This is a genomic window from Tardiphaga sp. 172_B4_N1_3, assembly GCF_052076035.1.
Taxonomy (GTDB): Bacteria; Pseudomonadota; Alphaproteobacteria; order Rhizobiales; family Xanthobacteraceae; genus Tardiphaga; species Tardiphaga robiniae.
Map to the genome: position 1 here is coordinate 4,190,506 of NZ_CP197238.1, position 22,911 is coordinate 4,213,416.

Below are 22,911 nucleotides of genomic sequence, written 5' to 3' on the forward strand. Positions count from 1 at the left end.
TCAATCCCGGTGGAGTTTTCCCCATGCTATCCGTTTCCATGCGGCTGCGCAGCGTCCTGCTCGCATCCGCGGCCACGCTCATTCCAGGCGCGGTGTCGGCCCAATCGGCCCTTTCAACATCGCTTCCGGCGGTTACCGTCGATGCACCCGCGCAGCAGCGCGCTACCGCCTCGCGCAAGCCACGCAACGCCGCGCCGAACGCTCGCGCGGCCCGCAGCACCCCTGCGGCCACACCAGCTCGCGTCGACGCCCAGGCGCCGAGCATGCCGGGCGCGCTCACAGTGCTCACTGCGCAGCAGGCACTCCGCGAGATCCAGCAGACGCCCGGCGGCGTCGCGCTGGTGACGGCGGATGCGTGGCGAACATCGACGCCGTCGAACACCATCAAGGACATCCTCGACTACGTACCGGGCGTGTTCGCGCAACCGAAATGGGGTGACGACACCCGGCTGTCGATCCGCGGATCGAGTCTGTCGCGCAATTTCCATCTGCGCGGCGTGCAGCTCTATATGGACGGCATCCCGATCAACACCGCCGACGGCTATGGCGATTTCCAGGAGATCGACCCGACCGCCTATAAATATGTCGAGGTGTTCAAGGGCGGCAACGCATTGCGCTTCGGCGCCAATTCGCTCGGCGGCGCGATCAATTTCGTGACACCCACCGGCCGCGATCCTTTTCCGAACGGCGCGTCGGTCGACATGGGTGCCTTCGGCTTCCGCCGCCTGCAGGCCAACACCGGCGGTGCCAACGGTCCGTGGGACGGCTTCATCACGGCCTCGACGCAATCCGCCGATGGCTTCCGCGATCACAGCTACGGCGAGGCAACACGCGTCAGCGGCAATGTCGGCTACCAGTTCTCGCCGGACTTCGAGACCCGCTTCTATCTCAATGCCAACAGCGTGCGGCAGCGCATTCCCGGCTCGGTCAGCAAAGACAGCGCGCTGAATTCGCCGACCACCGCGGCGGCCAGCAACCTCACCGGCGACCAGCAGCGCAATATCGACACCGTGCGTCTTGCCAATAAGACGACCATCCGGCTCGACAATACCACCATCGACTTCGGCGTCTTCGGCGTCGACCGGCACCTGATGCATCCGATCTTCCAGTATCTGGACTACAGCTATCAAGACTATGGTGGCTTCGCGAAAGTGACCGACGACCGCAATATCGGCGGCTATCGCAACGTGTTCGTCGCGGGCGTGAATGTCATCAACGGCCGGATCGACAACAACCAGTATGTCAATGTCGCGGGCCAGAAGGGCGCGCTGGCGTCGTCCTCGATCGACCGCTCGAAGAACACGTCGGTCTATGTCGAGAACTCGCTCTATGTGCTGCCCACCGTCGCATTGATTGGCGGCACGCAATTCCTCTATGCCACGCGCAACCGTCAGGACCGTTTCCTGAACGATGGCGACCAATCTGGCGCCACCGAATTCAACCTGTGGAGCCCGAAGGGCGGATTGCTCTGGAATATCGATCCGACCTGGCAGGCCTATGCCAATGTCTCGCGCAGTGCCGAAGTCCCGAGCTTCGGCGAGAGCGTGTCTGGCAGGGACAGTTCGGGCGCGAGCAATCCGATGATCCCCTTCACCAGCATCCGGCCGCAGCGCGCGACGACCTATGAGATCGGCACCCGCGGTCGACGTCCTGACCTGACTTGGGAGTTAACTGGTTACCGGGCGGAAATCAGGGACGAGTTGCAGTGCATCTACAGCTCCAACGGCAGCTGCAACGTCTCGAATGCCGACAGCACCATCCATCAGGGCATCGAGGCCGGTCTCGGCATCGCCGTGTTCAAGGGCATATTCGATGCGGGGCCACTGCCGGACAAGCTCTGGCTCAACATGGCCTATACGTTCAACGACTTCCGCTTCGACAATGACGCCACTTTCGGCAACAACCTGCTGCCGGGCGCGCCGCGGCACTATCTGCGCGCGGAATTGCTCTACAAGCACGCCAACGGGTTCTATCTCGGCCCCAATCTCGAATGGGTGCCGGAAGCTTACTATGTCGACAGCGCCAATACGCTGAAGACCGAACCCTATGCGCTGCTCGGCCTGAAAGCCGGCGTCGACAATGGCGGCACATATTCGGGCTATATCGAAGCACGTAACGTGCTCGACACCCGTTACATCGCGTCCGCCAGCATTCTCAATCAAGCCACGGCAACATCGCCGCTGTTCGAACCCGGCACCGGCCGCGCCATCTATGCCGGCGTCAAGGCGAGGTGGTGAAGATGACGAATTCCGCTATGCTTCAATCCACGAAAGGACGTTCCATGACCAACCGCTCCATGCTGTTGCTTCTCACTGCGCTGGGCGCAGTGGCATCGCCTGCTTATGCCCATGTCTTCGTGCAGAGCGGCCCGGCCACGGTCGGCGGCTCCTATCGCGCGGTGCTCGCCGTGCCGCATGGCTGCGGTGCCTCGCCAACGACGAAGATCACCGTGCAGATTCCGGAAGGGATGATCGCAGTGAAGCCGATGCCGAAGCCGGGCTGGACCGTCGCCGTGAAGAAAGGCGCCTATGCACAGTCCTACGATTTCATGCACGGCATGAAAGCGTCGGAAGGCGTCAAGGAAATCACCTGGACCGGGAAGCTCGACAACGATTTCTATGACGAGTTCGTATTCTCGGCCTATCTGCCTGCCGCATTGAAGGCCGATGCACCGTTATATCTGCCGACACTGCAGAGCTGCGAGCAGGGCTCGGAAGACTGGGCGCAGATCCCGGCTGCGGGACAGGATCCGCACAGCCTGAAATCACCGGCGCCGATCGTGCGCCTTGCGGCGGCATCACCACATGATGCAATGGCGCAGATGGCCGGCATGGTCCATGCGGGCGACCTGATGATCATGACGCCCTGGACGCGCGCCACACCGCCCGCGGCCAAGGTGGCCGGTGGCTATCTCACCATCACCAACAACGGCAAGACCAGCGACAAACTCCTGGGGGGCACATTCACCGGCGGCAGCCGCATCGAAGTGCATGAGATGAGCGTGACCGATGGCGTGATGAAGATGCGCCCGCTCAATGAAGGGCTCGAGATCAAGCCCGGCGCCACCGTGAAGCTCGAGCCCGGCGGCTATCACTTGATGCTGATGGATCTCGCCAAGCCGTTCGCCAAGGGCGACAAGGTGAAGGCGCAGCTGCAGTTCGAGAAGGCCGGCAAGGTGGATATCGAACTCGACGTCAACGCCGTCGGCGCTTCGGCACCGGCCGGCGGCGGACACGCGCACTGATCACGTCGAGATGCTGCGCACCGCACATGTTGCGGTGCGCATGATGCCTACGACAAGGCCGCGATTGCGTCGCGTGTATCCTGGCGTCAGTGCAGCCGGGGAGCTTTCAGCATCTTGGAGCGGTCCGTCGATACCAATTCGACATCGAATGTATCGCCACCGCGATAGAGCGTCAGCGGCACGTCGACACCGGCCGGACCGAGCGCCCAGAGTGCGCGATAGAATTCGACGGAATCGGATACCTCCTCACCGTTCACGGCAAGAATCACGTCGCCGGTCTTGAGCTCGGCCCGGGCCGCGGGGCCCTTTCTGGCGATCCCGACCACGACGACCTTGTCCTCGACCTCGGCGGCATACAGCCCGAGCCACGGCCGCGGCGGCTTGTTGGCACGACCATAGGTCTTGAGATCGTCGAGGACCGGCTTCAGCAGGTCGATCGGCACGACCATGTTGAGATGTTCGTTCTTGCCGCCGTGCTCGCGCTCGATCTGCAGCGAGCCGATGCCGATCAACTCGCCTTTGGCGTTGATCAGGGCGGCACCGCCCCAGTTCGGATGCGCCGGATGGGTGAAAATCGCGTCGTCGAGCAGGTATTCCCAATAGCCGGCGAATTCCTGTGTCGCGGCGATCTTCCCGGCCACGGACCGCGTGCGTCCGCCGACGCCGCCGACCACCACGCGATCGCCGATCTTCGCGCTCGCCGACTCACCGAGCGGCAGCGGCGCGATGTCGATCTCGCCGAGCGCCTGCACGAGTCCGAAACCGCTTTCCTGATCGACGCCGAGCGCCGTGCCCTGCACCACACGGCCGTCGCCGAGATGCACCCAGATCGTTTCGGCTTCGGTGATGAGATAGCCGATGGTGAGAATGAGGCCGTCACCGATCAGCACGCCATTGCCGGCGCGCTCGATGCCGAGGGTATCTGCCGTGAAAGCATCTTCCGGGATGATGCAATGCAGCCCAACCACCGCCTCCAGCGCCTGTTCGAGGTCGAATCCGTAATCCTCAGCACGCGGCTGCACGCCCGGCGGCACTTTCCACTCGGTCAGTGAAGGCATGCAAAATCTCCTTTGTCCGGAATGGGTAGCCCCCGCCATATAAGAACCGATCGCGGACGTGGAAGTCCAGCCTGTGAACTTAGCGGCCCTGCGGCGTTTGGTTACGCACCGGAACGTTGTGCGAGCCACGCCAGCAGCACCGCATTGACCTCGCGTGGATAGCAGTGGCTGAGATCGTCGATCTCGCGATAGGTGACATCGGCGCCGGCGATCGTGAGCGCCTGCTGTGCCTCGCGCGCGGTCTGCACCGGGAACATCCAGTCGAGACGGCCATGGACGAGATGGATCGGCAGGCCACGCAGGCGATCTGCATCGGCAAACTGCGCCATCAGCGGATGGAAGGTCGAGGCCACCGGCGCCAGATGGGTGAAGGGCGACTCGGCGCGGAGGCCGCTGACATAGCAGAAGGTGCCGCCATCGCTCATGCCGGTCAGCAGCAATTGCGCGGGATCGATATGCCAGCGCGACTGCACCAGATCGAGAATGCGCGAAAGATTCGGCGTATCGGCATCGTCGCCCATTAGCGCCCAGGTGCTGCCGATCGCCGTCGGCGCGATGAGGATCGCGCCAGAGCTGCGCGCATCGGCGAGCCAGCTCCACAAGAAAGCCCGGCCGTTGCCGCTGCCGCCATGCAGCGCCATCACCAGCGGCCAGGCACGATCCGGCGCGTAGGTTTCCGGCACATACATTGAGAAACCGCCGCGACGTCCGGGCTCGCCATCATGAATGACGCCGGTGTTCTCTACCGAAGGCAATGCCAGTCGTTCAAGCAGTGCCGCGTTCTCGCGCTCGTCAGGCGGAAGAAAGAACGTACTCACAGGCGGCAGCCGCGCCACCGTGGCATAGAGCGATTCCTGCGCGCGCGTGGCGTGGCGCAATGCACGAAACACCATCGGCAGATCGCCACCGGGCTGCTGGGCGGCACGCAGGCCCGTAAAGGCAGTCAGCGCCGCGTCGCTCGCCGCATCGAGATGTGCCCGCAGATCGCTAAAATCATCCGGCCAAGCGTTGAGCTCTGCGCGCACCGCCTTGAGCGCCTGATCGGGCTCGCCCACCGCTTCCATGACGGCACCGAAAGTCGGCGGATGCAGATTGCGCGCAACGAATTGCAGCGCCTCGAGCGACTGCAGCAGGGGCGGCAGCAGAACAACGATATCGTCGACGACTATGTCGCTCATCGGAAGCTCCGGGCGAATCGTTTGGCCCCATCAATCCAGGACCGAGCAAGAAGCCAGAGACCATACTGATACGACGGCAAAGCGGCCATCTCCGCGCCCGGCGAAAGATCTGTCAGCCCCAGTTACAGATCATCCAAATCACTCACATCCGGCAAAATCGCTGCGTTGCAACATTGAAATACCATAGACTTTTTGATTTTGTATACATATACAAAATTTATGAGCATCAGCCCAATTGCCGCCAGGCCCTATCTGAGAGACGAAGTCTATACGGCCCTGAAAGTTCGGCTGGGGGTGCGCGCGGCCGGCCTCACGGCTCCCTTGCGGCTTCGAGAAGAGGAGCTTGCGGCAGAGCTCGGGGTCAGCCGGACGCCCGTACGTGAGGCCATGCGCAGGCTCGAGCAGGAAGGGCTGATCACGTTTCGCCCGCGCCGCGGCGCACGGCTGATGCCGACATCGCTGCCGGAATATCTCGAATGGCTGTCGATCCGAGAAATGCTGGAAGGTCTGGCAGCGCGCGAAGTCGCCCTCAACGGTGCGAATGATGTCGCGCCCCGCCTGCGGGCCGTGTTCGCCGATTTCGATGAAGCCGGCGCGCTGGCACGGCCCGCCGAATATGCCGCTGCCAACACCGCCTTTCATGCGCTGATGATCAAAGAGAGCGGCAACGCCCTGCTCGGCAAAACATGGGACTCATTCGGGCATCTGAAAATGGCGGGACTGCGCTTCATCGAGCGTCTCAATCGCGGCTCGCAATCGTTTCATGAGCACCACGACATCATCGACGCGATCACACAGCGCGATCCCGACCGCGCGGAAATGCTCGCACGACGGCATGTCCGTTTGCTGCGCGACCAGGCAGCGGCGTCGCTGAAAGAATTTGACCTCCCCGAACAGAATGAGACCACACCATGATCTTCCTGACTTTTGCAGCCGCAGACGGATCGCATCTTGGCCTCGTGATCGATGACAATGTTCTCGATCTGACAAAGGCGTGGCCGGCTGCAGGCCAGGCCTCCGCGCCGCGCCATGTCGGCGATCTCGCCGACGCCGGCGAAGCGGGGCTCGCCATCGTGCGTGATCTCGCATCCACCGCGACTGCCGCGAACCTTGTTGCGCTGGCATCGCTGACGCTGATGGCACCGATCCCGCGGCCAAAGAAGAACGTTTTCTGCGTCGGCCGCAATTACAAGGACCATATCGACGAAGGCATGCGCGCGCAGGGCAAGGCGCCCGCGCCGCTGCCAAGCGTGCCGGAATTCTTCACCAAACCGCCGACCGCCGTGATCGCTTCAGGTGAGACGATTCCGCAGCATGCCAATGTCACCGAACAGCTCGATTACGAAGTCGAGCTCGCCGTCATCATCGGCAAGCCGGGCAGCAATATTTCCGCGCAGAACGCCTTCGATCATGTGTTCGGCTATTCGATCATCAACGATATCACCGGCCGCGACATGCAACGCCGTTACGGCCAGTGGTTCAAAGGCAAAGGCCTCGATCGCTCCTGCCCATTCGGGCCGGTTGTGGTCCATGCGTCCGCGCTGCCGAATGTTGCCGACATCAGGATCTTCAGCACGGTCAATGGCGAGGTCCGCCAGGACAGCCGCACCAGCCGCATGATCTTCGATATCCCAGCCATCATCGAACATCTGACGCGTGGCCTCACGCTGGAGCCTGGAGACGTGATCGCCACCGGAACTCCGTCCGGGGTCGGCTATGCGATGACGCCGCCGCGCTTCCTGCTCAAGGGGGATCGCGTCACAGCCGAGATCGAAGGCATCGGCATCCTGTCCAACAGCATCGTGGCCTGACACGGCACGCACTCGCCAAAAACAAGGACAACAACATGAGTGATTCCCGGACATTCCGCGTGCAGCGTGCAACATCGGACTTTCGCTGGCCGAATGGCGCACGCATCGGCATCGTCTTCAATCTGGCCTATGAGGCCTGGTCGCCCGGCAAGGCACCGGGCATCGGGCCGATGGGCAACGTGTTGCAGCCCGGCTTTTTCGATACCAACGCGCATTCCTGGGCAAGCTACGGCGCCGTACGCGGCATCCAGCGCCTCACGCGCATCGCTGCCGCAAACGATGTGAAGACCAGCATCATGGTCAACGGCGTGCTGGCCGAAACCCACCCGACCGTGCTGAAGGAGCTTCATGCCGCCGGTCACGAGATCGTGGCGCATTCCTATGGCATGGATGTCATCCCGGTCTATTTCGACGAGGCCGGTGAGCGCGCCAATATCCGCCGCACCGGTGACCTCATCGCCGCCGTCACCGGCGAACGTCCGAAAGGATGGATCAGCCCACGTGGCACCGGAAGCCTGATTTCGCCAAAGCTGCTCGCTGAGGAAGGCTATGTCTGGTTCGGCGACTGCAATGACGACGACCTGCCCTCGATTATCATACAGAAAGATGCGCCGGAGCAACGCATCGTCGGCATTCCGCTCACGATGGACGTGAACGATCTGCCGCACAGCATCCGCTACGGCAATGCGCCGGCGACGCTGATCGACCAGTTCCGCGCCATCCTCGACAATGCAAGCCAAGCCGACGCGGCACCGTTCATGCTCGATGTCACCGCGCATACCCATGTGTTCGGTCGGCCGGCAGGCGCGTGGGTTTACGACGCCATGATCAAGCTGGCGCGCAAGCGCGACGATGTCTGGATCGGCACGCGTATGGAGATTGCCGAATACGCGCTGGCGCAGGGCCGGTGGTTCAAGGACGAGGTGTTCTGAACCACACCCGTTGAGGAGGCGCAAAAGCCTCCCGAAAAAACATCGAGGAGGAATATCGTGACGCACTTCTTCAAGCGCGCATCCAGCGCGGTCGTCATCACCGCAGCGCTGCTGACGGCGATCGGTCCCGCCGTCGCCCAGCAGCCCTACCCGCAGCCGGTGCGCCTGCTCGTCGCTTTCGCGCCGGGCGGCCCAGCCGATATCATCGCGCGCATTGTCGGACAGAAACTGAACGACCTGTGGCGCGAACCCGTCGTGATCGAGAATCGCGGTGGTGCCGGTGGCAATATCGCGGCTGCCGCGGCTGCAAGGGCCGAACCCAATGGCTATACCGTGCTGGTGACTACAAGCGCATTCGCCGTCAATCCGAGCCTGTCGGCAAAGGCCGGTTATTCGCCGGACGAATTCAAGACCGTGGTGGTCGCGGCGACCACGCCCAATCTGATCGTCGGCGCGCCTAGTCTCACAGCATCGACCCTGCGCGAGGTGATCGCCTCTGCCGCCAAGGAAAACTTCACCTATGGCACTGCCGGTGTCGGCACCACGCCGCATCTGTCGGCTGAAAAAATATTCAAGCTCAACGCCAAGGCCAACATCGTACATGCGCCGTTCACGGGTGCAGGTCCCGCGCTAAATGCGGTGATGGGCGGTCACACGCCTCTGGCCAGCGTCGCCTTGCCCGCGGCGATGGAGCTCGTGAAGGGCAAACAGGTCAAGGCGCTGGCCGTGACAAGCCGCGAGCGCATGCCATCGCTTCCGGATGTCCCGACCGCGCGCGAGCTCGGACTGAGTGACGACGAGGATGCAACCTGGGTGGCATTCCTGGTGCCGGCCAGGACGCCGCAGCCCGTCATCGACAAGCTCAACGCCGACGTGAACAAGACGCTTGCAGATGCAAGTGTTCGCGAACAATTCGACCGCATCGGCTTCGCGGCCGTTGGTGGTTCGGTGACCGACTCTCAGACCTATGTGCGCGGAGAGATCACCAAATGGGGCGATATCATCCGCAAGCTCGAGCTGAAGCAGGAATAGCGATCTTGGCGTAGCGCCCGACGCCTACGGATCCAGTTCCGTATCCCAGTAGAGATAGTCCAGCCAGCTGCCGTGCAGATAGTTCGGCGGAAACAGCCGGCCGTTGCGATGCAGCTGGTGCACCGTCGGTGCGAACGCCGTCTGGCGCGGGAACATGCGCGCCTGCTGCGTGGTCATGTTGCCCTTGCGCAAATTACAAGGCGAACAGGCCGCAACAACGTTCTCCCAGGTGGTCTGGCCGCCCTTGGAGCGTGGGATGATATGATCGAAGGTCAGGTCGTCATGCGAGCCGCAATACTGGCAGGAGAAGCGGTCGCGCAGGAAGACGTTGAACCGGGTGAAGGCGGGATGCGTCGTCGGCTTCACGAACGACTTCAGCGACACCACGCTGGGCAGCTGAAATTCGAACGAAGGACTCCGCACCGCGTGATCGTAGTGCTCTACGATATTCACACGGTCGAGAAACACTGCCTTGATCGCGTCTTGCCACGACCACAGCGACAGTGGGTAGTAACTCAGCGGCCGGAAGTCCGCATTGAGGACCAGAACCGGCCAACCGCCTTGCGAGACATGTGCGTTCAAGTAACGCTCCTGACCCCCACATATGGCTGCGAAGCAACCTGTCTCCACATACTACAGGCAGCGTGACAGGGTTGTGAAGGGCATAGGGCAGACCTTATCCCCTCACAAAAGCGCCGCGTTGGGTCGCTTTTCTGGGAACTGCGGGTGGTCTGTCGCAGCGCCTGCCGCTAAACCCCGTGGCGCGCGCCCGGTTCGCGGCCGCAAATACCGGACGCTGCCCGATGGTCCCTTCCTCCCGCTATCTCGAGGCCCCGCAACGGCTGCGCGCCTTTGTCCGTGCGCATGAAACCAGCCTTGCGATTCTGGCAGCGCTGATCGGCGTGATCGGGGGTCTCGTAGTGGCCGCCATGAGCGCTGCGGTCAGTGTCCTTCACGCCGTGTTGTTCAATCTGGAATGGGGCCAGCGGCTCTCCAGCCAGTTTTGGATTGATCCGGTGCGCGCGATTCTGGTTCCCACCTTTGGCGGGCTGCTGCTGGGCGTCGCTTTCCTGTGGCTTTTGCGCTGGCGACCGGCCCGCGAGGTCGACCCCATCGAGGCCAACGCGCTCCATGGGGGGCGGATGTCGTTCCGCGGCAGCATCATCGTCGCGCTGCAAACTGTGTGGTCCAGCGGCGTCGGAGCCTCGGTCGGCCTCGAGGCCGGCTACACCCAGCTCGCCAGCGGGCTCGGAGCCTCCATCGGGCGCGCCTTCCACCTGCGCCGCGGCGACCAGCGCGTGATGGTCGGCTGCGGTGCGGCGGCCGCGATCGCCGGCGCATTCGGTGCGCCGCTGGCCGGCGCGTTCTATGCCTTCGAACTGGTGATCGGCGGCTATACATCGGCGAGTCTGATGCCGGTCGGCATCGCCGCGGTGATTGGCTATTTCGTTGCCCATGCCTTCGATCCGTTATCGCTTGGCGTCGTTGCCGGCCGGTTCGGCGACGTGCTCGGTCATGATCTCGCAGTGGCGGCGCTGCTCGGCGTGTTCGCCGCGACCTTCGGCATCGGCATCATGCGTGTCGTCGCCTGGACCGAAGCGCTGCTCACCAAAATCAAACTGTGGCCGCCGCTGCGTCTGGCGCTGGGCGGGCTGCTGGTCGGGTTGATGGCGCTGCTGACGCCGCAAGTTATGGCCTCCGGACACGGCGCGCTGCATTTCGGCGGCATGACGGCCTATCCAGTCGCATTGGTCGCCTTCGTGATGGCGCTGAAAACGCTCGCCTCGATCATCTCGCTCGGGACAGGTTTTCGTGGCGGTCTGTTTTTCGCCACGCTGTTTCTCGGCGCGCTCGGCGGCCACCTGTTCGCGGTCGGCTTCAATGCGATCGGCGCAGGCTTCACCATCGACCCCGCCGTCTACACCATCATCGGCATGAGCGCGCTGTCGGCGTCGGTGATCGGCGGGCCGCTCACCATGTCCTTCATCGCGCTTGAATCCACCGGCAATCTCTGGCTCACCACCGCAGTGCTGGTGGCCGTCATCATCTCCACCCAGATGACCCGCGAACTGTTCGGCTACTCCTTCGCCACATGGCGCCTGCATCTGCGCGGCGAGACCATCCGCAGCGCCGCCGACGTGGGCTGGATCCGCGATCTCACCGTCAGGCGGCTGCTGCGCCCGGACGTGCCGACTGTCGACTCCACCATGCCGCTCGACGAATTCCGCGAGAAGTTCCCGCTCGGCTCGAAGACCCAGGTCGTCGCCGTCGATCCCGAAGGCCGCTATGTCGGCCTCGCCATCGTCGCTGAAGCGCATTCGCCTGACGTGACAGCCTTTCGGCTCAACAGCCTGCTGCATTGTCGCGACGTCGTCCTGCATCCGGACATGAACATCCGCGACGCCATGGTGGTATTCGAGGGCGCCGAAGCGGAATCGCTGGCGGTGGTCGAGGCCGAAAGCCACCGCGTGCTCGGCACGCTCTCGGAGGCTCATGCGACACGGCGCTATGCCGAAGAGTCCGAGCAGCGCCGCCGCGAAGCGCTCGGCGAGATGTGATGGTCCGGCATTAGCCGTCCGCGAGCGACAACATATGCCCCTGATCGGGCGGCACCCGGCCGGCCAGTGTAGCGCGATAGATATTCTCGACGGCGACAGGGCCACGGCTCTCGGCAATCTCCAGCGACTGTTCCAGCAGCGGCAGGAATCCCGACCACGCCGCGTTGAACCGGGTATCGATGCCGCCCGGTCCCCATTCTTTGGCGCGTTTGCGGATTTGGTCCGGCGCGAAGAACCATGCGGGCTTCGCGCCGGGAAGCTCCTCATCCACCGCAGCATCCTGATGGGTGAGCCCGACGCGCCCGCTATAGACGAGTTTGTCCTTGAGGTACCGATGCAGCCGGCCGCGCAGGTCGGCATTCCCGGCCATATCGACGAAGGCCACCGGCTGATCGGCGGGCAGCGTATCGATATGATCGTAGAGCACGACATCGTCGTAACAGCCGAGCGACCGCACGAAATCGGCGTTGCCCGTTGATGTGAGTCCGATCACACGAACCGGCTTGCGCTTGCTGTGCAGCAGATGCGCGAGACCAAAGGCTGTCTTGCTGGAGGCACTGGAGAGAATGACAGTGCGTGCACCGAAGAATTCCTCCTCGGCGAGAAAATCATCGACCAGGAACGAGAGCATGAAGAGCGGCCGCAGCAGCGCCTGATAGTCGCCGTTGCGTCCAGCAAAGGCCGGATCACCCGTCACCCGCGCATAGGCATTGTAGACCGGCGCGACGCCCTGCCGATGCGCCGCGCCGTCGCGCAGGCCGCGCTTGCTGACATCCGCGGCCTCGATCACCAGATGCGAGGCCATCGGGAAATAGCCGAACAGCCGCTCGCCTTCGGCGATTTGCGGATGCATCGACGCGATCACCTTGCCGAAACCCCAGACCGGAATATTGCCGAAGCCGTCAGGCGCCTTGAACAACTGCCAGTATTTCATCCGGTCACCCAGCATCGCATAAGTGACGTTGTTCGCGGTGAAAGCGAAGCGTTCGACCTCGACCAGAAGGCAGTCGTCGGATAGTTCGTCGAGCCTCGGCAGCGACATCTGTCGAAGCGTCGTACTTTCAAAATCAGTCTTGGAAATATTGAATTGCGTATACGTGCTCATGTTCGAACTCCGCTGCGTTTCCCTGCAGCGATCATTCCTTTCACCAATGTCTGTTTTGCGACAGCGGAGTTGTTTAAAACAACGTCCGTTTCAAACACTGTTCGACTACACCGTGGGAACCGTGCCGCCGTCGATCACGAATTCTGCACCGGTGATTGATGCCGCGCGCGGCGATGCCAGAAATGCCACGAGGTCCCCGACTTCGTGCGGCCTGGCCGGGCGTCCGAGCGGAATACCGCCGAGCGAATCCATCAGCATTCTCTGCGCGCCCTCATAATCGGTGCTGTTCTCGTCGGCGATCGTCTGCACCAGCCCGACGGCGGCCTCGGTTTCCACCCAGCCCGGCGAGACGCGCACCACGCGGATGCCTTTCGGGCTAACTTCCTTTGATAGCGCCTTGCTGTAGTTTCCGAGTGCCGCTTTCGCTGCCGCGTAGGCCATCGTGGCATCGTGCAGCGGCAACACACGCTGGATCGAAGTGACATGAATGATCACGCCGGATTTCTGCTCCAGCATCGACGGCAACAGAGCGCGATCGAGTCGGACGGCAGCATAGAGATTCAGGTCCATTGCGCGCTGCCAGGCGGCGTCATCGAGCTTTGCGAAACCGCCCGCCGACGCGGACGACCCGCCAACGACGTGGACAATGATATCGATGCCGCCGAGGCGCTTCAGGACCGCGTCGGCGAGCGCCGTGCACCCGTCGGCGGTGGCAACGTCAGCAACGACGAAGCCGGCATGGTCCGGCATGCCGGCCGGCCTGTTGCGCGCTGTCGTGAGCACCACTGCACCCTGTGCCAGCAGACACGCGACGACGGCTGCACCAATACCTTTGGTCCCACCGGTCACGAGCGCCCGCTTGCCAGCGAGTTCGCCGCCCGCCTGATGATTTGTCATCGTCCAGTTCCTCATTTTCACATCCGCACAGCGCGGCGCATTGTCTGCGAAGGAAATGCGGATATGTTTGCCGAATGACAAGAACGCACGAGAAAGTGGGGGACTTACCTCCAGGTAAGGAACCGTGGACTGCGACGACCGCATCGGACGGGATCGAGCAGTCGCTGAAGATGATCGGCGGACGCTGGAAGCTGGAAATCCTGTTTCGTCTGTTCGGCGGCCGAATTTTGCGCTTCTCCGAACTCGAACGCGCAATCCCTGCGGCCTCGCAGAAGATGCTCGCGCAGCAATTGCGGCAGCTTGAGGCCGACGGCATTGTTCGACGCGTCGTGCATGCACAGGTGCCGCCGAAGGTTGAATATGCGCTAACGGATTGGGGCGAGTCTCTTTGCCCTTCGCTCGACGCACTGCTCACATGGTTCGTATGGAAGCCAGCGTCCGACGCCGCAGTATCTGCCATAGGGACATCCACCTCGCCTCCTGCCGAGGAATAGCCTGGCCCGCGCAGTCGACGCCGCGGCCCGCGACGTGTTCACTTCGCCGGTTTGCCGATCACGCCTTCGCGCTTCTTGATGGCGTGATAGTAAGCCCACCACAGATGCGCCGCCGCACCGCGCAGCGGACGCCATGGTTCTGCCAGCGGCGCCATCTGCTTCACGGTCGGACGCTCATTGAGACCGAGCCCGACCTTGATGGATTCCTGAATGGCGACATCGCCCGCCGGCCAGGCGTCACCATGGCCGAGACAAAACAGCAGATAGACGTCGGCCGTCCACGGACCGATACCGTGCAACGCGACCAGCGTGTTATGCGCGGCGTCAGCGTCTTCCTCGGCAAGTACGTCGAGATTCAACCGCTCCTCGACGAGTTCACGCGCCAGCGCCTTCAACGTCTTGATTTTTGCCGCCGACAGGCCCAGCCGGCCCAGGCGATCGGTGCGTGCCTTGCGGATGGCATGATGATCGAATGGCGAGAAGGCGCTGGAGACGCGGCCCCAGATCGCCGAGGCTGAGGCCACCGAGACCTGCTGTCCGCAGACGATCTGCGCAAGCCCTTCGAAGCCCGGCGCGCGTTGCCGCAGCGCCGGCATCCCGGCCATGGCCAGGATCGGTTTCAGACGCGGGTCGAGCTTCACCAGCTCCATAACGGCGTCGTCGAGCACGGATTGATCGGTAAGATGAACGGTCATGATTCCCAAGGATCACCACGGCGTGACCGCAAGATCAATGCTGCCAATGAATGCGCTGCGGCAATAGCGCACCATGCAACCGGGAACCAAAGCCCCGGACGTCGCGTTGTTTGCGTTCAATGGAGGCTACCGCCATGCGGACGTTTTTTGGAATGATCCTGGGTGCGCTGATCCTGGGCATCGGCGTTTACATCTACGATTCGATGTCGACCTCGTCAGTGGCGAACGGCCAGACGGCGCAGGAGCGCCGGACGATCGTCAACTGGGATGTTGCTGCCAATGAGTGGGAAGCACTGAAGACGCGCACCAAGCAGGATTGGGCCAAGCTGACCTCGCAAGTGAAGTCGTAAGCACATCAGCAACGAGAAGACTGGTTCAGCCGATCAAAGATGCCCTCGCCCATGAGCGGGGGCATTTTCTGTCTGAACGCGCTGAAGCTTACTTCTTCGCAGCCGCGGCTTTACGCGCATCGGCGATCGCGAGAACGAATTGTTCTTTGGTGATCGGCCCGGGAATGCGGAACTTGCCGACGATAAAGGATGGCGTGCCGTTAAAGCCGAAAGCCGTCGCCTGCTCATCGATCTGCTTCAGCTTGGCAACGATCGCATCCTGATTTTTCTGCAGATCGGCGACGGCGCGATCGACATCGATACCGGCCTTGGCGAGCCGGTCACGCGCGATCGCTTCCGTCAGTTTGGTATCGAGGCTGATCAGGGCGTCTTGCGCCTCGATGAACTTGTTCTGGTATCTGGCAGCGAGCACGAGACGGGCCGCATAGACGGACACCGGCCCGAGGATCGGCCAGTCCTTCGACACCAGGCGAACCTTGCCGTCTTCCTTCACCAGGGCGTGCAGGTCGGGGGCGATCTTGCGGCAATAGGGGCATTGGTAGTCGAAATATTCGACGATGGTGATGTCGCCCTTCGGGTTACCTGCGGCCGGGATGTCCGGATCGCGGAGTACCGCGGCTTCGTTGAGGACGTCTTCGTCCTTGGCGGCACCAGATGCCGCGAGCACCTTGCCGGAGGCGCCGAGCAGCATGGCGCCACCGAAAAGCCCGAGCGCAGCGCGGCGCGTCGTGGCGGTCTTCGAGGTCTCGCGGATTGCGGCGGTCATGATGTTCTCCGAAGACGCATCATGCGCCAGCGCTCAGGTGATGTAGATGTTGCGGGCCAACATATAGAGCGCCACGACGATAATGATAGACGCAAAAACGGTATTCAACGCGCCCCGCCGCAGCGACAGATGCCGCGCCAGGCCGGTTCCCAACAGTCCGCCAAGCAGACCACCCAGAATGAACACCAGCGCAAGTTTCCAGGAGATCAGCCCGGACCAGGCATAGCTCGATGCCGTGGTGAGACCGAATGCGGTGACCGCCACCAGCGATGACGAGATCGCACTCATGATCGACATGCCCGTGGCCGCCATCAGCGCCGGCACGATCAGAAAGCCGCCACCGATTCCGAAGAAGCCGGACAGCGCGCCGGTGACAAGACCCAGCGCAAGCAGCGAAGGCGTGTTCGACATGCTGATCTCGACGCGGTGCTCGCCGACTTGGGCGCGCGTCTTCAGCATCAGCACGGCGATCACCAGCATCAGGACCGCGAACAGCGCCAGCAAATTCTGCCCGTCCACCTGCTTGCCGAGAATCGAGCCTCCGAGCGCACCGGCGATTCCTGCGGCAGCAAACACCAGCGCGCAGGACCAGTGCACATTGCCGCCACGCGCATGATTGCCGAGATTGACCGCCGCATTGGCCGCGACCGCAATGGCGCTGGTGCCGATCGCGACATGCGGCTCAGGCACGCCGACGACATAGACCATCAGCGGCACAGCGAGGATCGAGCCGCCGCCACCGACCAGGCCGAGCGAGAAGCCGACCAGTGCGCCCGAAGCCAGGCCGAGCGCCCCTTGCATCACAGTCATCATGAACGGCTGATTCTCATCTTCTCATCTGAGCATGATCTTTCGAAAAAATCAGTGTCCACTTGTTCGGATCATGCACGCAACGGCGTGACCATAATGACCTTTCCGGCCCGGCTCCATGCAGCCGGCATCACAAATCCGCCTGCCGGGAAAACGCTGTCGTGAGCATCAGCGCACCAGCAGGGTGACGGCAAGCGGAACCAGTAGAGAGGTCACCAGCGCATTCAGGCTCATGGCGATGCCAGCAAAGACGCCGGCCACGGCATCCACCTGAAAGGCCCGTGCGGTGCCGATCCCATGCGAAGCCAATCCGACGGCAAAGCCACGGGCGCGATAGTCGCTGATGCCCATGCGGTTCATCATCGGCGTGACGATGATCGCCCCCATGATGCCGGTCAGCACCACGGCCACCGCGGTCAGCGATGCGTCGGCGCCGAGCGACTCGCTGATGCCCATGGCGACGCCGGCGGTGACCGATTTCGGCGCCAGCGACAGCACCACATTTTGCGGCAGGCCGAAGGCCTTTGCCAGCAACACCACCGAGACGATTGCCGTGGCACAGCCGACCACCAGCGCGGCGAGCATCGGCACGATCGCTGCCGCCACGACCTTGCGATTCTCATAGAGTGGCACCGCGAGCGCCACGGTCGCCGGACCGAGCAGGAAGTGCACGAATTGCGCACCGCTGAAATAGGTCGTGTAGGACGTCCCGGTCATCAGCAGAAACACGGCGATAATCCACATCGAGTGGAACACCGGATTGGCGAACGGATGCCGGCCGGTCGCCAGCGACAGCGCATCCGCCGTCGCATAGACCAACAGCGTCACGGTCAGCCAGAGCAGAGGCTGCTGCGAGAGATAGACCCAGAGTGAGAACGGATTGGCGGTCATCACGCGCTCCGCCCGCGTGTCATGACCCGGCTGATGATGAGGAACGTCGCCACCGTCACCAGCAACGTGATCACGACCGAGATCGCCAGAACACCGACGATGGCCGTGCCATGTTCGGCCAGCAGATCGAGCTTCTGCACCACGCCGACACCGGCGGGAATGAACATCAGCGACAGATGCGCGAGCAGGCCCTTCGCGGCATTCTCCACGCCGCCGCCTTGCAGCGGCCCCTGCGCGAACATCACGGCACGATCACGCAGCAACAGCAGAACGAGCAGCAACAGCATGCCGAGCACCGGGCCGGGCACCGGCCATGCAAAAGCGCGCACGGCGATCTCGCCAGCGAGCTGGCACAGCAGGATCAGGGATAGACTGGCAATCATGGGGACTCCGCGGGTGACGGATCGTTATCGCCCGCGAAGTAAGTGATGTCGATCAACCCCAGCGCGCGGCTGATCCGATCAGGCGGCCCCCTTCAGCTTCTTGGTACATTCGCTGTAGTAGCCGCCGCCTTTTTCGATCCACTTCATGCCGCCATTGGCATTGGCGGCCTTGTTGGCATTGTACTGATCCACGCAGGTGTGCATCCGCGCCTTGCCAGCCGTCTCCTTGGCGTATTTCGGATCGACCGCCGACGGGAAGGTGGCAGGGCCTGCCGGAGCCGCGGCTGTCGTCGCTGCCGACTTGGGGGCTGCAGCAGGTTTGGGAGCCACTGCCGGCTTGGCTTCGGCAGGCTTGGCTTCGGCAGCCTTCGGCGCCGCGGTTGCAGCAGGCGCAGCGGCGGGCGTCGTCGCAGCGGCATCGGTCCCGCATTCGGCTTTGCGGAAGTCATTCCATTTCTGGCCGTTCAGCGTGCCGGCGGTCTTGGCCGCCTGATATTTTGCACTGCATTCAGTCGCGGTGAGTGCATGGGCCGGACTGAAGGCAAGCAGAGCAAAACTGGACATTGCAATCGCGCAGGCGAATTTGACGGGCATCGTCATAACGTTCTCTCCCTTTGCTACACTAAGTAAAAGTAGACGGCGGCATCCTATCGCTACCGCTGCACGTGGCAACGACATCGCAGCTGCCCGCGAAAAATTATCGTGATCGCACCGTCAAATATATTTCAACTCATTCACCTGCCGTTCAGCCCGGCGCGCCCACGCTGATTTCCCGTTCAATTCGAGGTGCTGCCATGATCCGATTCGCTTCCAGCCTAGCTACCGCTGCCGTCGCTTCCTTCCTCCTGGTCGGCGCGGCCACCGCTCAGACACCCGCGCCGGCGGCCACCAAAACTGCGCCCGCCAAGGCGGCCCCCGCCGAGAAGACGGCGCCTGCGGACAAGACAGCCGAGAAACCCCGCACCGCAGCGTCACTCGAATGTTCGAAACAGGCCGACGCCAAGGGCTTGCACGGCACCGAGCGCCGCAAATTCCGTTCGGAATGCAAGAAGACCACGAAACCGAACTAAACTCTCGTCATCCGCCTGTCCCTCGCCCGGAAAGCGAGGGACAGGTAGACCACACTGCATTTGTCGACAGGTGCGGACTTTGCCATAAAGCGGGCTCCTTCAGCTTTCCGTGCAAATGGCCATCGCTCTTCCCAGCTCCCTGCAGATCCGCACCACCCTTGAGACCCTCGTCATCGGCACGACCGGCGGCGCGCTATTCTATTGGGCGGAATTGCCGGGCGGGCTGATCTCCGGCGCGATGATCGCGGTCGCCGCTTACGGCATCTTCGGACGCCCGGTCGGCCTGCCGCAGCCGATGGCCCATGTCATCCTGATGACACTCGGCCTGTCGCTCGGCTCGATGGTGTCGCCGGAGATGGTGCACAATCTAAGCGCCTATCCGGTGACCATCGCGCTGCTGGCGCTGGCCACGTTCTGCGCCACCTTCGGCAGCAGCATCTATCTGCAGCGCGTCCATGGCTGGGACCGCACCTCCGCGCTGCTGGCCGGCAGCCCCGGCGCGCTGTCGCAGATCATCATGCTGGCCACCGAGCGCAATGCCGACGTGCCGGGCATCGCCGTGGTGCAGATCTTTCGCGTCATCATCCTCACCGCCATGGTGCCGCTGCTGCTCGCCGCCACCGGCCTGATGGGCCACGGTCCGCTGCCATCGCGCGGACCGGAAGCCTCGCCGCTCGCACTGGCCGAACTGGCAGCCGCGGCCGTTGCCGTCGCGCTGTTCATGCGCTGGATCAAGTTTCCGGCGAGCTGGATGTTCGGCGCGATGATGGCGTCATCGGTGCTGCATGGCACCGGCTGGGTCCACGGCACGCTGCCGCAATGGGCCTACATCACCGCCCTCGTCGGCATCGGCAGCCTGATCGGCTCGCGCTTCGGCAAGATCTCGCCCCGCACCATTCTCAGCCATGTCTGGGCCGCGCTCGGCTCATTCACGGTGGCCATCGCGATCTCGGCGGTGTTCGTGACGATCATTGCACTCACCACGACTGTGAAGCTGAGCGATGTCGTCGTCGCCTTCGCGCCCGGCGCCATGGACGCCATGCTCGCACTGGCGCTGACGCTGCATATCGATCCGGTGTTCGTCGGCGCGCATCATCTGTCGCGCTTCATCTATGTCTCGATCGTCACGCCCGGCATCGTGCATCTGTTCGGCAAGGCGCAGGACGATATCGACGATTGATCTTCAGTCGTCGCAGACACCGATCGAAACAATGGAATAGATCTAACAAATATGAGCGCCTTGCAGTGATTGCAGACATTTGCGTCGCAAGGTCTAGACGTATTCTACCGCGCATCGTAGTGCGCCACGAAACCAATCAAGTTAGACGCTCGATCAAGCTGGCGTGACCAGCATCATCGAGGCGTTGAAATGAAATTGAGAACAAGAAAATCGACGAAGCAGACTGCACTGCTTTGCACCGTCAGTGTGATGGCATTGGCGACGGATCTTCCGCGTGACGCATTCGCGCAGGCCAGCCTACCGCCAGTCACGGTGGATGCTCCGCAGCCGCAACGCGCGCGCAGCACGACGGCAACGAGATCGCAGACATCGGCACGCGCAACGCGACGCACACGCACGACGACGCCGCAGATTGCACCCGCGCAATCGGCCAATCAGCGCATCTATAGCGCCGACAACAACAGCTATGTCGCAGGTCAGGCCAGTTCGGCGTCGAAGACGAATACGCCGCTGATCGATACGCCGCGTTCGGTGAGCGTCATCGACCGCAAGGAACTCGATGATCGCGGCGTCACCAGCATTCCGGAGGCGGTTCGTTACACAGCCGGCGTCACCACCGGCGGCTTCGGCTACGATCCGCGTTTCGATCAGATCTATGTCCGCGGCTTCTCGACGACGACGCTCGGCGACTTCCGCGACGGACTGAAGCAGTTCCCCTCCGGCTTCACTACATTCCGGACCGAACCCTATCAGCTTAATAGCGTCGAGGTGATCAAGGGCCCGGCCGCCGTGCTCTATGGACAGTCCGTCCCCGGCGGCCTCGTCGATCGCCGATCGAAATTCCCGGTCGAGAATCAGGTCAACGAGATTTCACTAGAAGGCGGCACCTATGGCCGCATGCAAACGGCGTTCGACATCGGCGGTGCCAGTTCCGACAAGTCGCTGCTGTACCGCCTGGTGGGCCTCGGCCGCGCCGGCGAGACCAATTACGATATCGCCGACGAGCGGCTGATGCTGGCGCCATCGATCACCTGGCGACCGAGCATCGACACCACGCTGACCGCATATGCCATCTTGCAGAAGGACGAAACCGACGCCAGCGTCGCCATGCTCAATCGCGACGGCCAGCTGGTAAACGTCAATGGCGCGACCATCAAGCTGCGCTCGAGCGATCCGAAATACGACTATCTGCGGCAGCAGCAGGCGCAGGTTGGCTACAAGCTCGAGCACCGCTTCGACGACGTCTTCACGTTCCGCCAGCACACGCGGTTCGGCGTGCTGCATGCGGAATCGCGCTATGTCGACGGCAGCTTCGCGACGCCAACATCGACCGTCTATGACCGCGGTGCCGTAGCCGTCGGCGACGACCAGACGAGTTGGCAGACCGACAATGCGCTGCAGGCCGACTTCGCCACCGGCCCGGTCGTCCACCGCACACTGTTCGGCGTGAATTACGATCACAATACCTGGGACTTCAAGCTTGGCCTGGGCGCCGTGAATCCCGGCTATGCGCTCAACATCCTCAATCCCGTCTACGGCATTGCCGGCCCAACCCCGGGCTATACGTCTGGTTCGCGTTCGACGCAGGAGCAGGTCGGCGTCTATCTGCAGGACCAGATGCGACTCGGCAACTGGCACCTGTCGGTCAGCGGCCGTCAGGACTGGACCGATCGCACGCAAATCAATTCCTATACGGGCGCCGTCACAGGCGCGCGTAACGACAACGCGTTCTCATACAGCGCCGGCCTGCTCTATCACTTCGAGAACGGCATCGCGCCCTATGTGAGCTATGCGACCTCATTCCAGCCGGAGACCTCACTCGGCCTCGACGGCATCGTGCTGGCGCCATCCGAAGGCGAACAAATCGAAGGCGGCGTGAAGTATCAGCCACGGCCCGACGTGCTGCTCACGGCGTCGATCTACGACCTCAAGGAGAAGAACGCCGCCAAGCTCGCCGGCTATGTCAACGGCATCGCCTATTACGCCTCGGTCGGCGAGATCCGCGTGCAGGGCTTCGAATTCGAGGCACGCGCACGACTCACGCCGGAACTCGAAACGGTGACGGCCTATACCTATTCCGACGCGGAGATCACCAGGAGCTCGATCGCGACCGAGCTCGGCAAGACCCCTGCAGTGACGCCGAAGCACACCGCATCGAGCTGGATGAACTACACCTTCCTGAACGGTTCGCTTGAAGGCCTCGGTCTCGGTGCCGGTGTCCGTTACATCGACGCCACCTGGACGTCGAACGACAACACCTCACGCAACAACGGCTACACGCTGTTCGATCTGGCCGCGCGTTACGATTTCGCCAAGCTCGGACCGAAGTTTGCGGGCTATCAGGCCTCGATCAACGCCAACAACGTCGCCGACGAGCAGGTTGCGGTCTGCAATTCCGGCTACTGCTATTTGAGCCAGGGACGCACGGTGATCGGCACGCTGCGCTATCGCTGGTAG

The 22,911-nt window shown here is 62.7% G+C and carries 23 protein-coding genes; 12 read left to right on the top strand and 11 right to left on the bottom strand.

Features of this window, described 5'->3' with window-relative positions:
* The first annotated feature begins 23 nt into the window (after nt 1-23).
* Together AB7783_RS19855 and AB7783_RS19860 are read left to right on the top strand one after the other, a co-directional pair.
* Nucleotides 24-2,237: a TonB-dependent receptor family protein gene (locus tag AB7783_RS19855; RefSeq protein ID WP_441278564.1), complete on the top strand. Its 2,214-nt coding sequence runs from the start codon at nt 24-26 to the stop codon at nt 2,235-2,237.
* 44 nt (nt 2,238-2,281) lie between these two features.
* Nucleotides 2,282-3,244: a DUF1775 domain-containing protein gene (locus tag AB7783_RS19860; RefSeq protein WP_441278565.1), complete on the top strand. Its 963-nt coding sequence runs from the start codon at nt 2,282-2,284 to the stop codon at nt 3,242-3,244.
* 86 nt (nt 3,245-3,330) lie between these two features.
* Here AB7783_RS19860 and AB7783_RS19865 read toward each other — a convergent pair whose 3' ends face one another.
* Both AB7783_RS19865 and AB7783_RS19870 read right to left on the bottom strand, forming a co-directional pair.
* A complete protein-coding gene (locus AB7783_RS19865) occupies nt 3,331-4,302 on the bottom strand; it encodes a S1C family serine protease (protein WP_441278566.1) in 972 nt (323 codons plus the stop codon).
* Between the two features lie 101 nt (nt 4,303-4,403).
* Complete coding sequence (locus tag AB7783_RS19870) at nt 4,404-5,480, bottom strand: phospholipase (RefSeq protein WP_441278567.1); 1,077 nt, start codon at nt 5,478-5,480, stop codon at nt 4,404-4,406.
* Between the two features lie 219 nt (nt 5,481-5,699).
* On the opposite strand from AB7783_RS19870, the gene AB7783_RS19875 reads away from it, so the two are divergent.
* The 4 genes from AB7783_RS19875 to AB7783_RS19890 are packed head-to-tail and all read left to right on the top strand — an operon-like array spanning nt 5,700 to nt 9,255.
* The gene (locus AB7783_RS19875) at nt 5,700-6,395 is read left to right on the top strand and encodes a GntR family transcriptional regulator (protein WP_441278568.1); all 696 of its coding nucleotides are present in this window, start codon (nt 5,700-5,702) and stop codon (nt 6,393-6,395) included.
* A complete protein-coding gene (locus AB7783_RS19880) occupies nt 6,392-7,291 on the top strand; it encodes a fumarylacetoacetate hydrolase family protein (RefSeq protein WP_441278569.1) in 900 nt (299 codons plus the stop codon). The genes AB7783_RS19875 and AB7783_RS19880 overlap by 4 nt, the downstream gene beginning before the upstream one ends.
* Before the next feature lie 35 nt (nt 7,292-7,326).
* On the top strand, nt 7,327-8,223 hold the full coding sequence (locus tag AB7783_RS19885) for a polysaccharide deacetylase family protein (RefSeq protein WP_441278570.1): 897 nt from the start codon (nt 7,327-7,329) through the stop codon (nt 8,221-8,223).
* 57 nt (nt 8,224-8,280) lie between these two features.
* Entirely contained in the window at nt 8,281-9,255 is a 975-nt protein-coding gene (locus tag AB7783_RS19890; protein ID WP_441278571.1) for a Bug family tripartite tricarboxylate transporter substrate binding protein, read from the top strand.
* A gap of 24 nt (nt 9,256-9,279) precedes the next feature.
* On the opposite strand, the gene AB7783_RS19895 is transcribed toward AB7783_RS19890, so the two are convergent.
* The gene (locus AB7783_RS19895) at nt 9,280-9,837 is read right to left on the bottom strand and encodes an HNH endonuclease (RefSeq protein ID WP_089267641.1); all 558 of its coding nucleotides are present in this window, start codon (nt 9,835-9,837) and stop codon (nt 9,280-9,282) included.
* Between the two features lie 221 nt (nt 9,838-10,058).
* Between AB7783_RS19895 and AB7783_RS19900 the strand changes: the two genes are divergently transcribed.
* Nucleotides 10,059-11,813, top strand: a complete 1,755-nt coding sequence (locus AB7783_RS19900; protein ID WP_441278572.1) for a chloride channel protein — start codon at nt 10,059-10,061, stop codon at nt 11,811-11,813.
* Between the two features lie 10 nt (nt 11,814-11,823).
* Here the strand turns inward: AB7783_RS19900 and AB7783_RS19905 are convergent, their stop codons facing one another.
* Complete coding sequence (locus tag AB7783_RS19905; RefSeq protein ID WP_441278573.1) at nt 11,824-12,918, bottom strand: DUF2855 family protein; 1,095 nt, start codon at nt 12,916-12,918, stop codon at nt 11,824-11,826.
* 105 nt (nt 12,919-13,023) lie between these two features.
* A complete protein-coding gene (locus tag AB7783_RS19910; RefSeq protein ID WP_093758148.1) occupies nt 13,024-13,815 on the bottom strand; it encodes an SDR family oxidoreductase in 792 nt (263 codons plus the stop codon).
* A gap of 74 nt (nt 13,816-13,889) precedes the next feature.
* On the opposite strand from AB7783_RS19910, the gene AB7783_RS19915 reads away from it, so the two are divergent.
* Nucleotides 13,890-14,309, top strand: coding sequence for a winged helix-turn-helix transcriptional regulator (locus AB7783_RS19915; protein WP_184512130.1), 420 nt, complete (start codon nt 13,890-13,892; stop codon nt 14,307-14,309).
* Between the two features lie 38 nt (nt 14,310-14,347).
* Here the strand turns inward: AB7783_RS19915 and AB7783_RS19920 are convergent, their stop codons facing one another.
* Nucleotides 14,348-15,004 carry a DNA-3-methyladenine glycosylase family protein gene (locus AB7783_RS19920; protein ID WP_441278574.1) on the bottom strand — a complete coding sequence of 219 codons (657 nt, stop codon included), beginning with the start codon at nt 15,002-15,004 and terminating at the stop codon, nt 14,348-14,350.
* Nucleotides 15,005-15,138: 134 nt separating this feature from the next.
* Here AB7783_RS19920 and AB7783_RS19925 point away from each other — a divergent pair, with 134 nt between their 5' ends.
* The gene (locus AB7783_RS19925) at nt 15,139-15,354 is read left to right on the top strand and encodes a hypothetical protein (protein WP_068730379.1); all 216 of its coding nucleotides are present in this window, start codon (nt 15,139-15,141) and stop codon (nt 15,352-15,354) included.
* A gap of 88 nt (nt 15,355-15,442) precedes the next feature.
* On the opposite strand, the gene AB7783_RS19930 is transcribed toward AB7783_RS19925, so the two are convergent.
* The 5 genes from AB7783_RS19930 to AB7783_RS19950 form a co-directional block, all read right to left on the bottom strand.
* Nucleotides 15,443-16,120 (bottom strand): DsbA family protein, encoded by a 678-nt coding sequence (locus AB7783_RS19930; protein ID WP_175366013.1) that lies wholly within the window; start codon nt 16,118-16,120, stop codon nt 15,443-15,445.
* Nucleotides 16,121-16,153: 33 nt separating this feature from the next.
* A complete protein-coding gene (locus tag AB7783_RS19935) occupies nt 16,154-16,933 on the bottom strand; it encodes a sulfite exporter TauE/SafE family protein (RefSeq protein ID WP_441278575.1) in 780 nt (259 codons plus the stop codon).
* Nucleotides 16,934-17,098: 165 nt separating this feature from the next.
* Nucleotides 17,099-17,821, bottom strand: a complete 723-nt coding sequence (locus AB7783_RS19940) for an LrgB family protein (protein WP_089267646.1) — start codon at nt 17,819-17,821, stop codon at nt 17,099-17,101.
* Nucleotides 17,821-18,204 (bottom strand): CidA/LrgA family protein, encoded by a 384-nt coding sequence (locus AB7783_RS19945; protein ID WP_441278576.1) that lies wholly within the window; start codon nt 18,202-18,204, stop codon nt 17,821-17,823. Before AB7783_RS19945 ends, AB7783_RS19940 begins: the two co-directional genes overlap by 1 nt.
* 78 nt (nt 18,205-18,282) lie before the next feature.
* Entirely contained in the window at nt 18,283-18,804 is a 522-nt protein-coding gene (locus AB7783_RS19950) for a hypothetical protein (RefSeq protein WP_441278577.1), read from the bottom strand.
* Nucleotides 18,805-18,998: 194 nt separating this feature from the next.
* On the opposite strand from AB7783_RS19950, the gene AB7783_RS19955 reads away from it, so the two are divergent.
* The 3 genes from AB7783_RS19955 to AB7783_RS19965 all read left to right on the top strand — a co-directional run bounded on the left by AB7783_RS19955 (nt 18,999) and on the right by AB7783_RS19965 (nt 22,911).
* Nucleotides 18,999-19,274 carry a PsiF family protein gene (locus AB7783_RS19955; protein WP_441278578.1) on the top strand — a complete coding sequence of 92 codons (276 nt, stop codon included), beginning with the start codon at nt 18,999-19,001 and terminating at the stop codon, nt 19,272-19,274.
* A 115-nt stretch (nt 19,275-19,389) separates the two neighbouring features.
* Complete coding sequence (locus AB7783_RS19960; protein ID WP_093757429.1) at nt 19,390-20,454, top strand: AbrB family transcriptional regulator; 1,065 nt, start codon at nt 19,390-19,392, stop codon at nt 20,452-20,454.
* Between the two features lie 189 nt (nt 20,455-20,643).
* Nucleotides 20,644-22,911, top strand: coding sequence for a TonB-dependent siderophore receptor (locus AB7783_RS19965; RefSeq protein ID WP_441278579.1), 2,268 nt, complete (start codon nt 20,644-20,646; stop codon nt 22,909-22,911).

What these genes read in the sequence shown, in the direction of transcription:
- AB7783_RS19885 (WP_441278570.1), top strand. Translation starts at nt 7,327, where the DNA reads ATGAGTGATTCCCGGACATTCCGCGTGCAGCGTGCAACATCGGACTTT.
- AB7783_RS19925 (WP_068730379.1), top strand. Translation starts at nt 15,139, where the DNA reads ATGCGGACGTTTTTTGGAATGATCCTGGGTGCGCTGATCCTGGGCATC.
- AB7783_RS19905 (WP_441278573.1), bottom strand. Translation starts at nt 12,918, where the DNA reads ATGAGCACGTATACGCAATTCAATATTTCCAAGACTGATTTTGAAAGT.
- AB7783_RS19940 (WP_089267646.1), bottom strand. Translation starts at nt 17,821, where the DNA reads ATGACCGCCAATCCGTTCTCACTCTGGGTCTATCTCTCGCAGCAGCCT.
- AB7783_RS19855 (WP_441278564.1), top strand. Translation starts at nt 24, where the DNA reads ATGCTATCCGTTTCCATGCGGCTGCGCAGCGTCCTGCTCGCATCCGCG.
- AB7783_RS19860 (WP_441278565.1), top strand. Translation starts at nt 2,282, where the DNA reads ATGACCAACCGCTCCATGCTGTTGCTTCTCACTGCGCTGGGCGCAGTG.
- AB7783_RS19880 (WP_441278569.1), top strand. Translation starts at nt 6,392, where the DNA reads ATGATCTTCCTGACTTTTGCAGCCGCAGACGGATCGCATCTTGGCCTC.
- AB7783_RS19935 (WP_441278575.1), bottom strand. Translation starts at nt 16,933, where the DNA reads ATGATGACTGTGATGCAAGGGGCGCTCGGCCTGGCTTCGGGCGCACTG.
- AB7783_RS19950 (WP_441278577.1), bottom strand. Translation starts at nt 18,804, where the DNA reads ATGACGATGCCCGTCAAATTCGCCTGCGCGATTGCAATGTCCAGTTTT.
- AB7783_RS19865 (WP_441278566.1), bottom strand. Translation starts at nt 4,302, where the DNA reads ATGCCTTCACTGACCGAGTGGAAAGTGCCGCCGGGCGTGCAGCCGCGT.
- AB7783_RS19915 (WP_184512130.1), top strand. Translation starts at nt 13,890, where the DNA reads ATGACAAGAACGCACGAGAAAGTGGGGGACTTACCTCCAGGTAAGGAA.
- AB7783_RS19960 (WP_093757429.1), top strand. Translation starts at nt 19,390, where the DNA reads ATGGCCATCGCTCTTCCCAGCTCCCTGCAGATCCGCACCACCCTTGAG.
- AB7783_RS19900 (WP_441278572.1), top strand. Translation starts at nt 10,059, where the DNA reads ATGGTCCCTTCCTCCCGCTATCTCGAGGCCCCGCAACGGCTGCGCGCC.
- AB7783_RS19910 (WP_093758148.1), bottom strand. Translation starts at nt 13,815, where the DNA reads ATGACAAATCATCAGGCGGGCGGCGAACTCGCTGGCAAGCGGGCGCTC.
- AB7783_RS19945 (WP_441278576.1), bottom strand. Translation starts at nt 18,204, where the DNA reads ATGATTGCCAGTCTATCCCTGATCCTGCTGTGCCAGCTCGCTGGCGAG.
- AB7783_RS19920 (WP_441278574.1), bottom strand. Translation starts at nt 15,004, where the DNA reads ATGACCGTTCATCTTACCGATCAATCCGTGCTCGACGACGCCGTTATG.
- AB7783_RS19965 (WP_441278579.1), top strand. Translation starts at nt 20,644, where the DNA reads ATGAAATTGAGAACAAGAAAATCGACGAAGCAGACTGCACTGCTTTGC.
- AB7783_RS19930 (WP_175366013.1), bottom strand. Translation starts at nt 16,120, where the DNA reads ATGACCGCCGCAATCCGCGAGACCTCGAAGACCGCCACGACGCGCCGC.
- AB7783_RS19875 (WP_441278568.1), top strand. Translation starts at nt 5,700, where the DNA reads ATGAGCATCAGCCCAATTGCCGCCAGGCCCTATCTGAGAGACGAAGTC.
- AB7783_RS19870 (WP_441278567.1), bottom strand. Translation starts at nt 5,480, where the DNA reads ATGAGCGACATAGTCGTCGACGATATCGTTGTTCTGCTGCCGCCCCTG.
- AB7783_RS19955 (WP_441278578.1), top strand. Translation starts at nt 18,999, where the DNA reads ATGATCCGATTCGCTTCCAGCCTAGCTACCGCTGCCGTCGCTTCCTTC.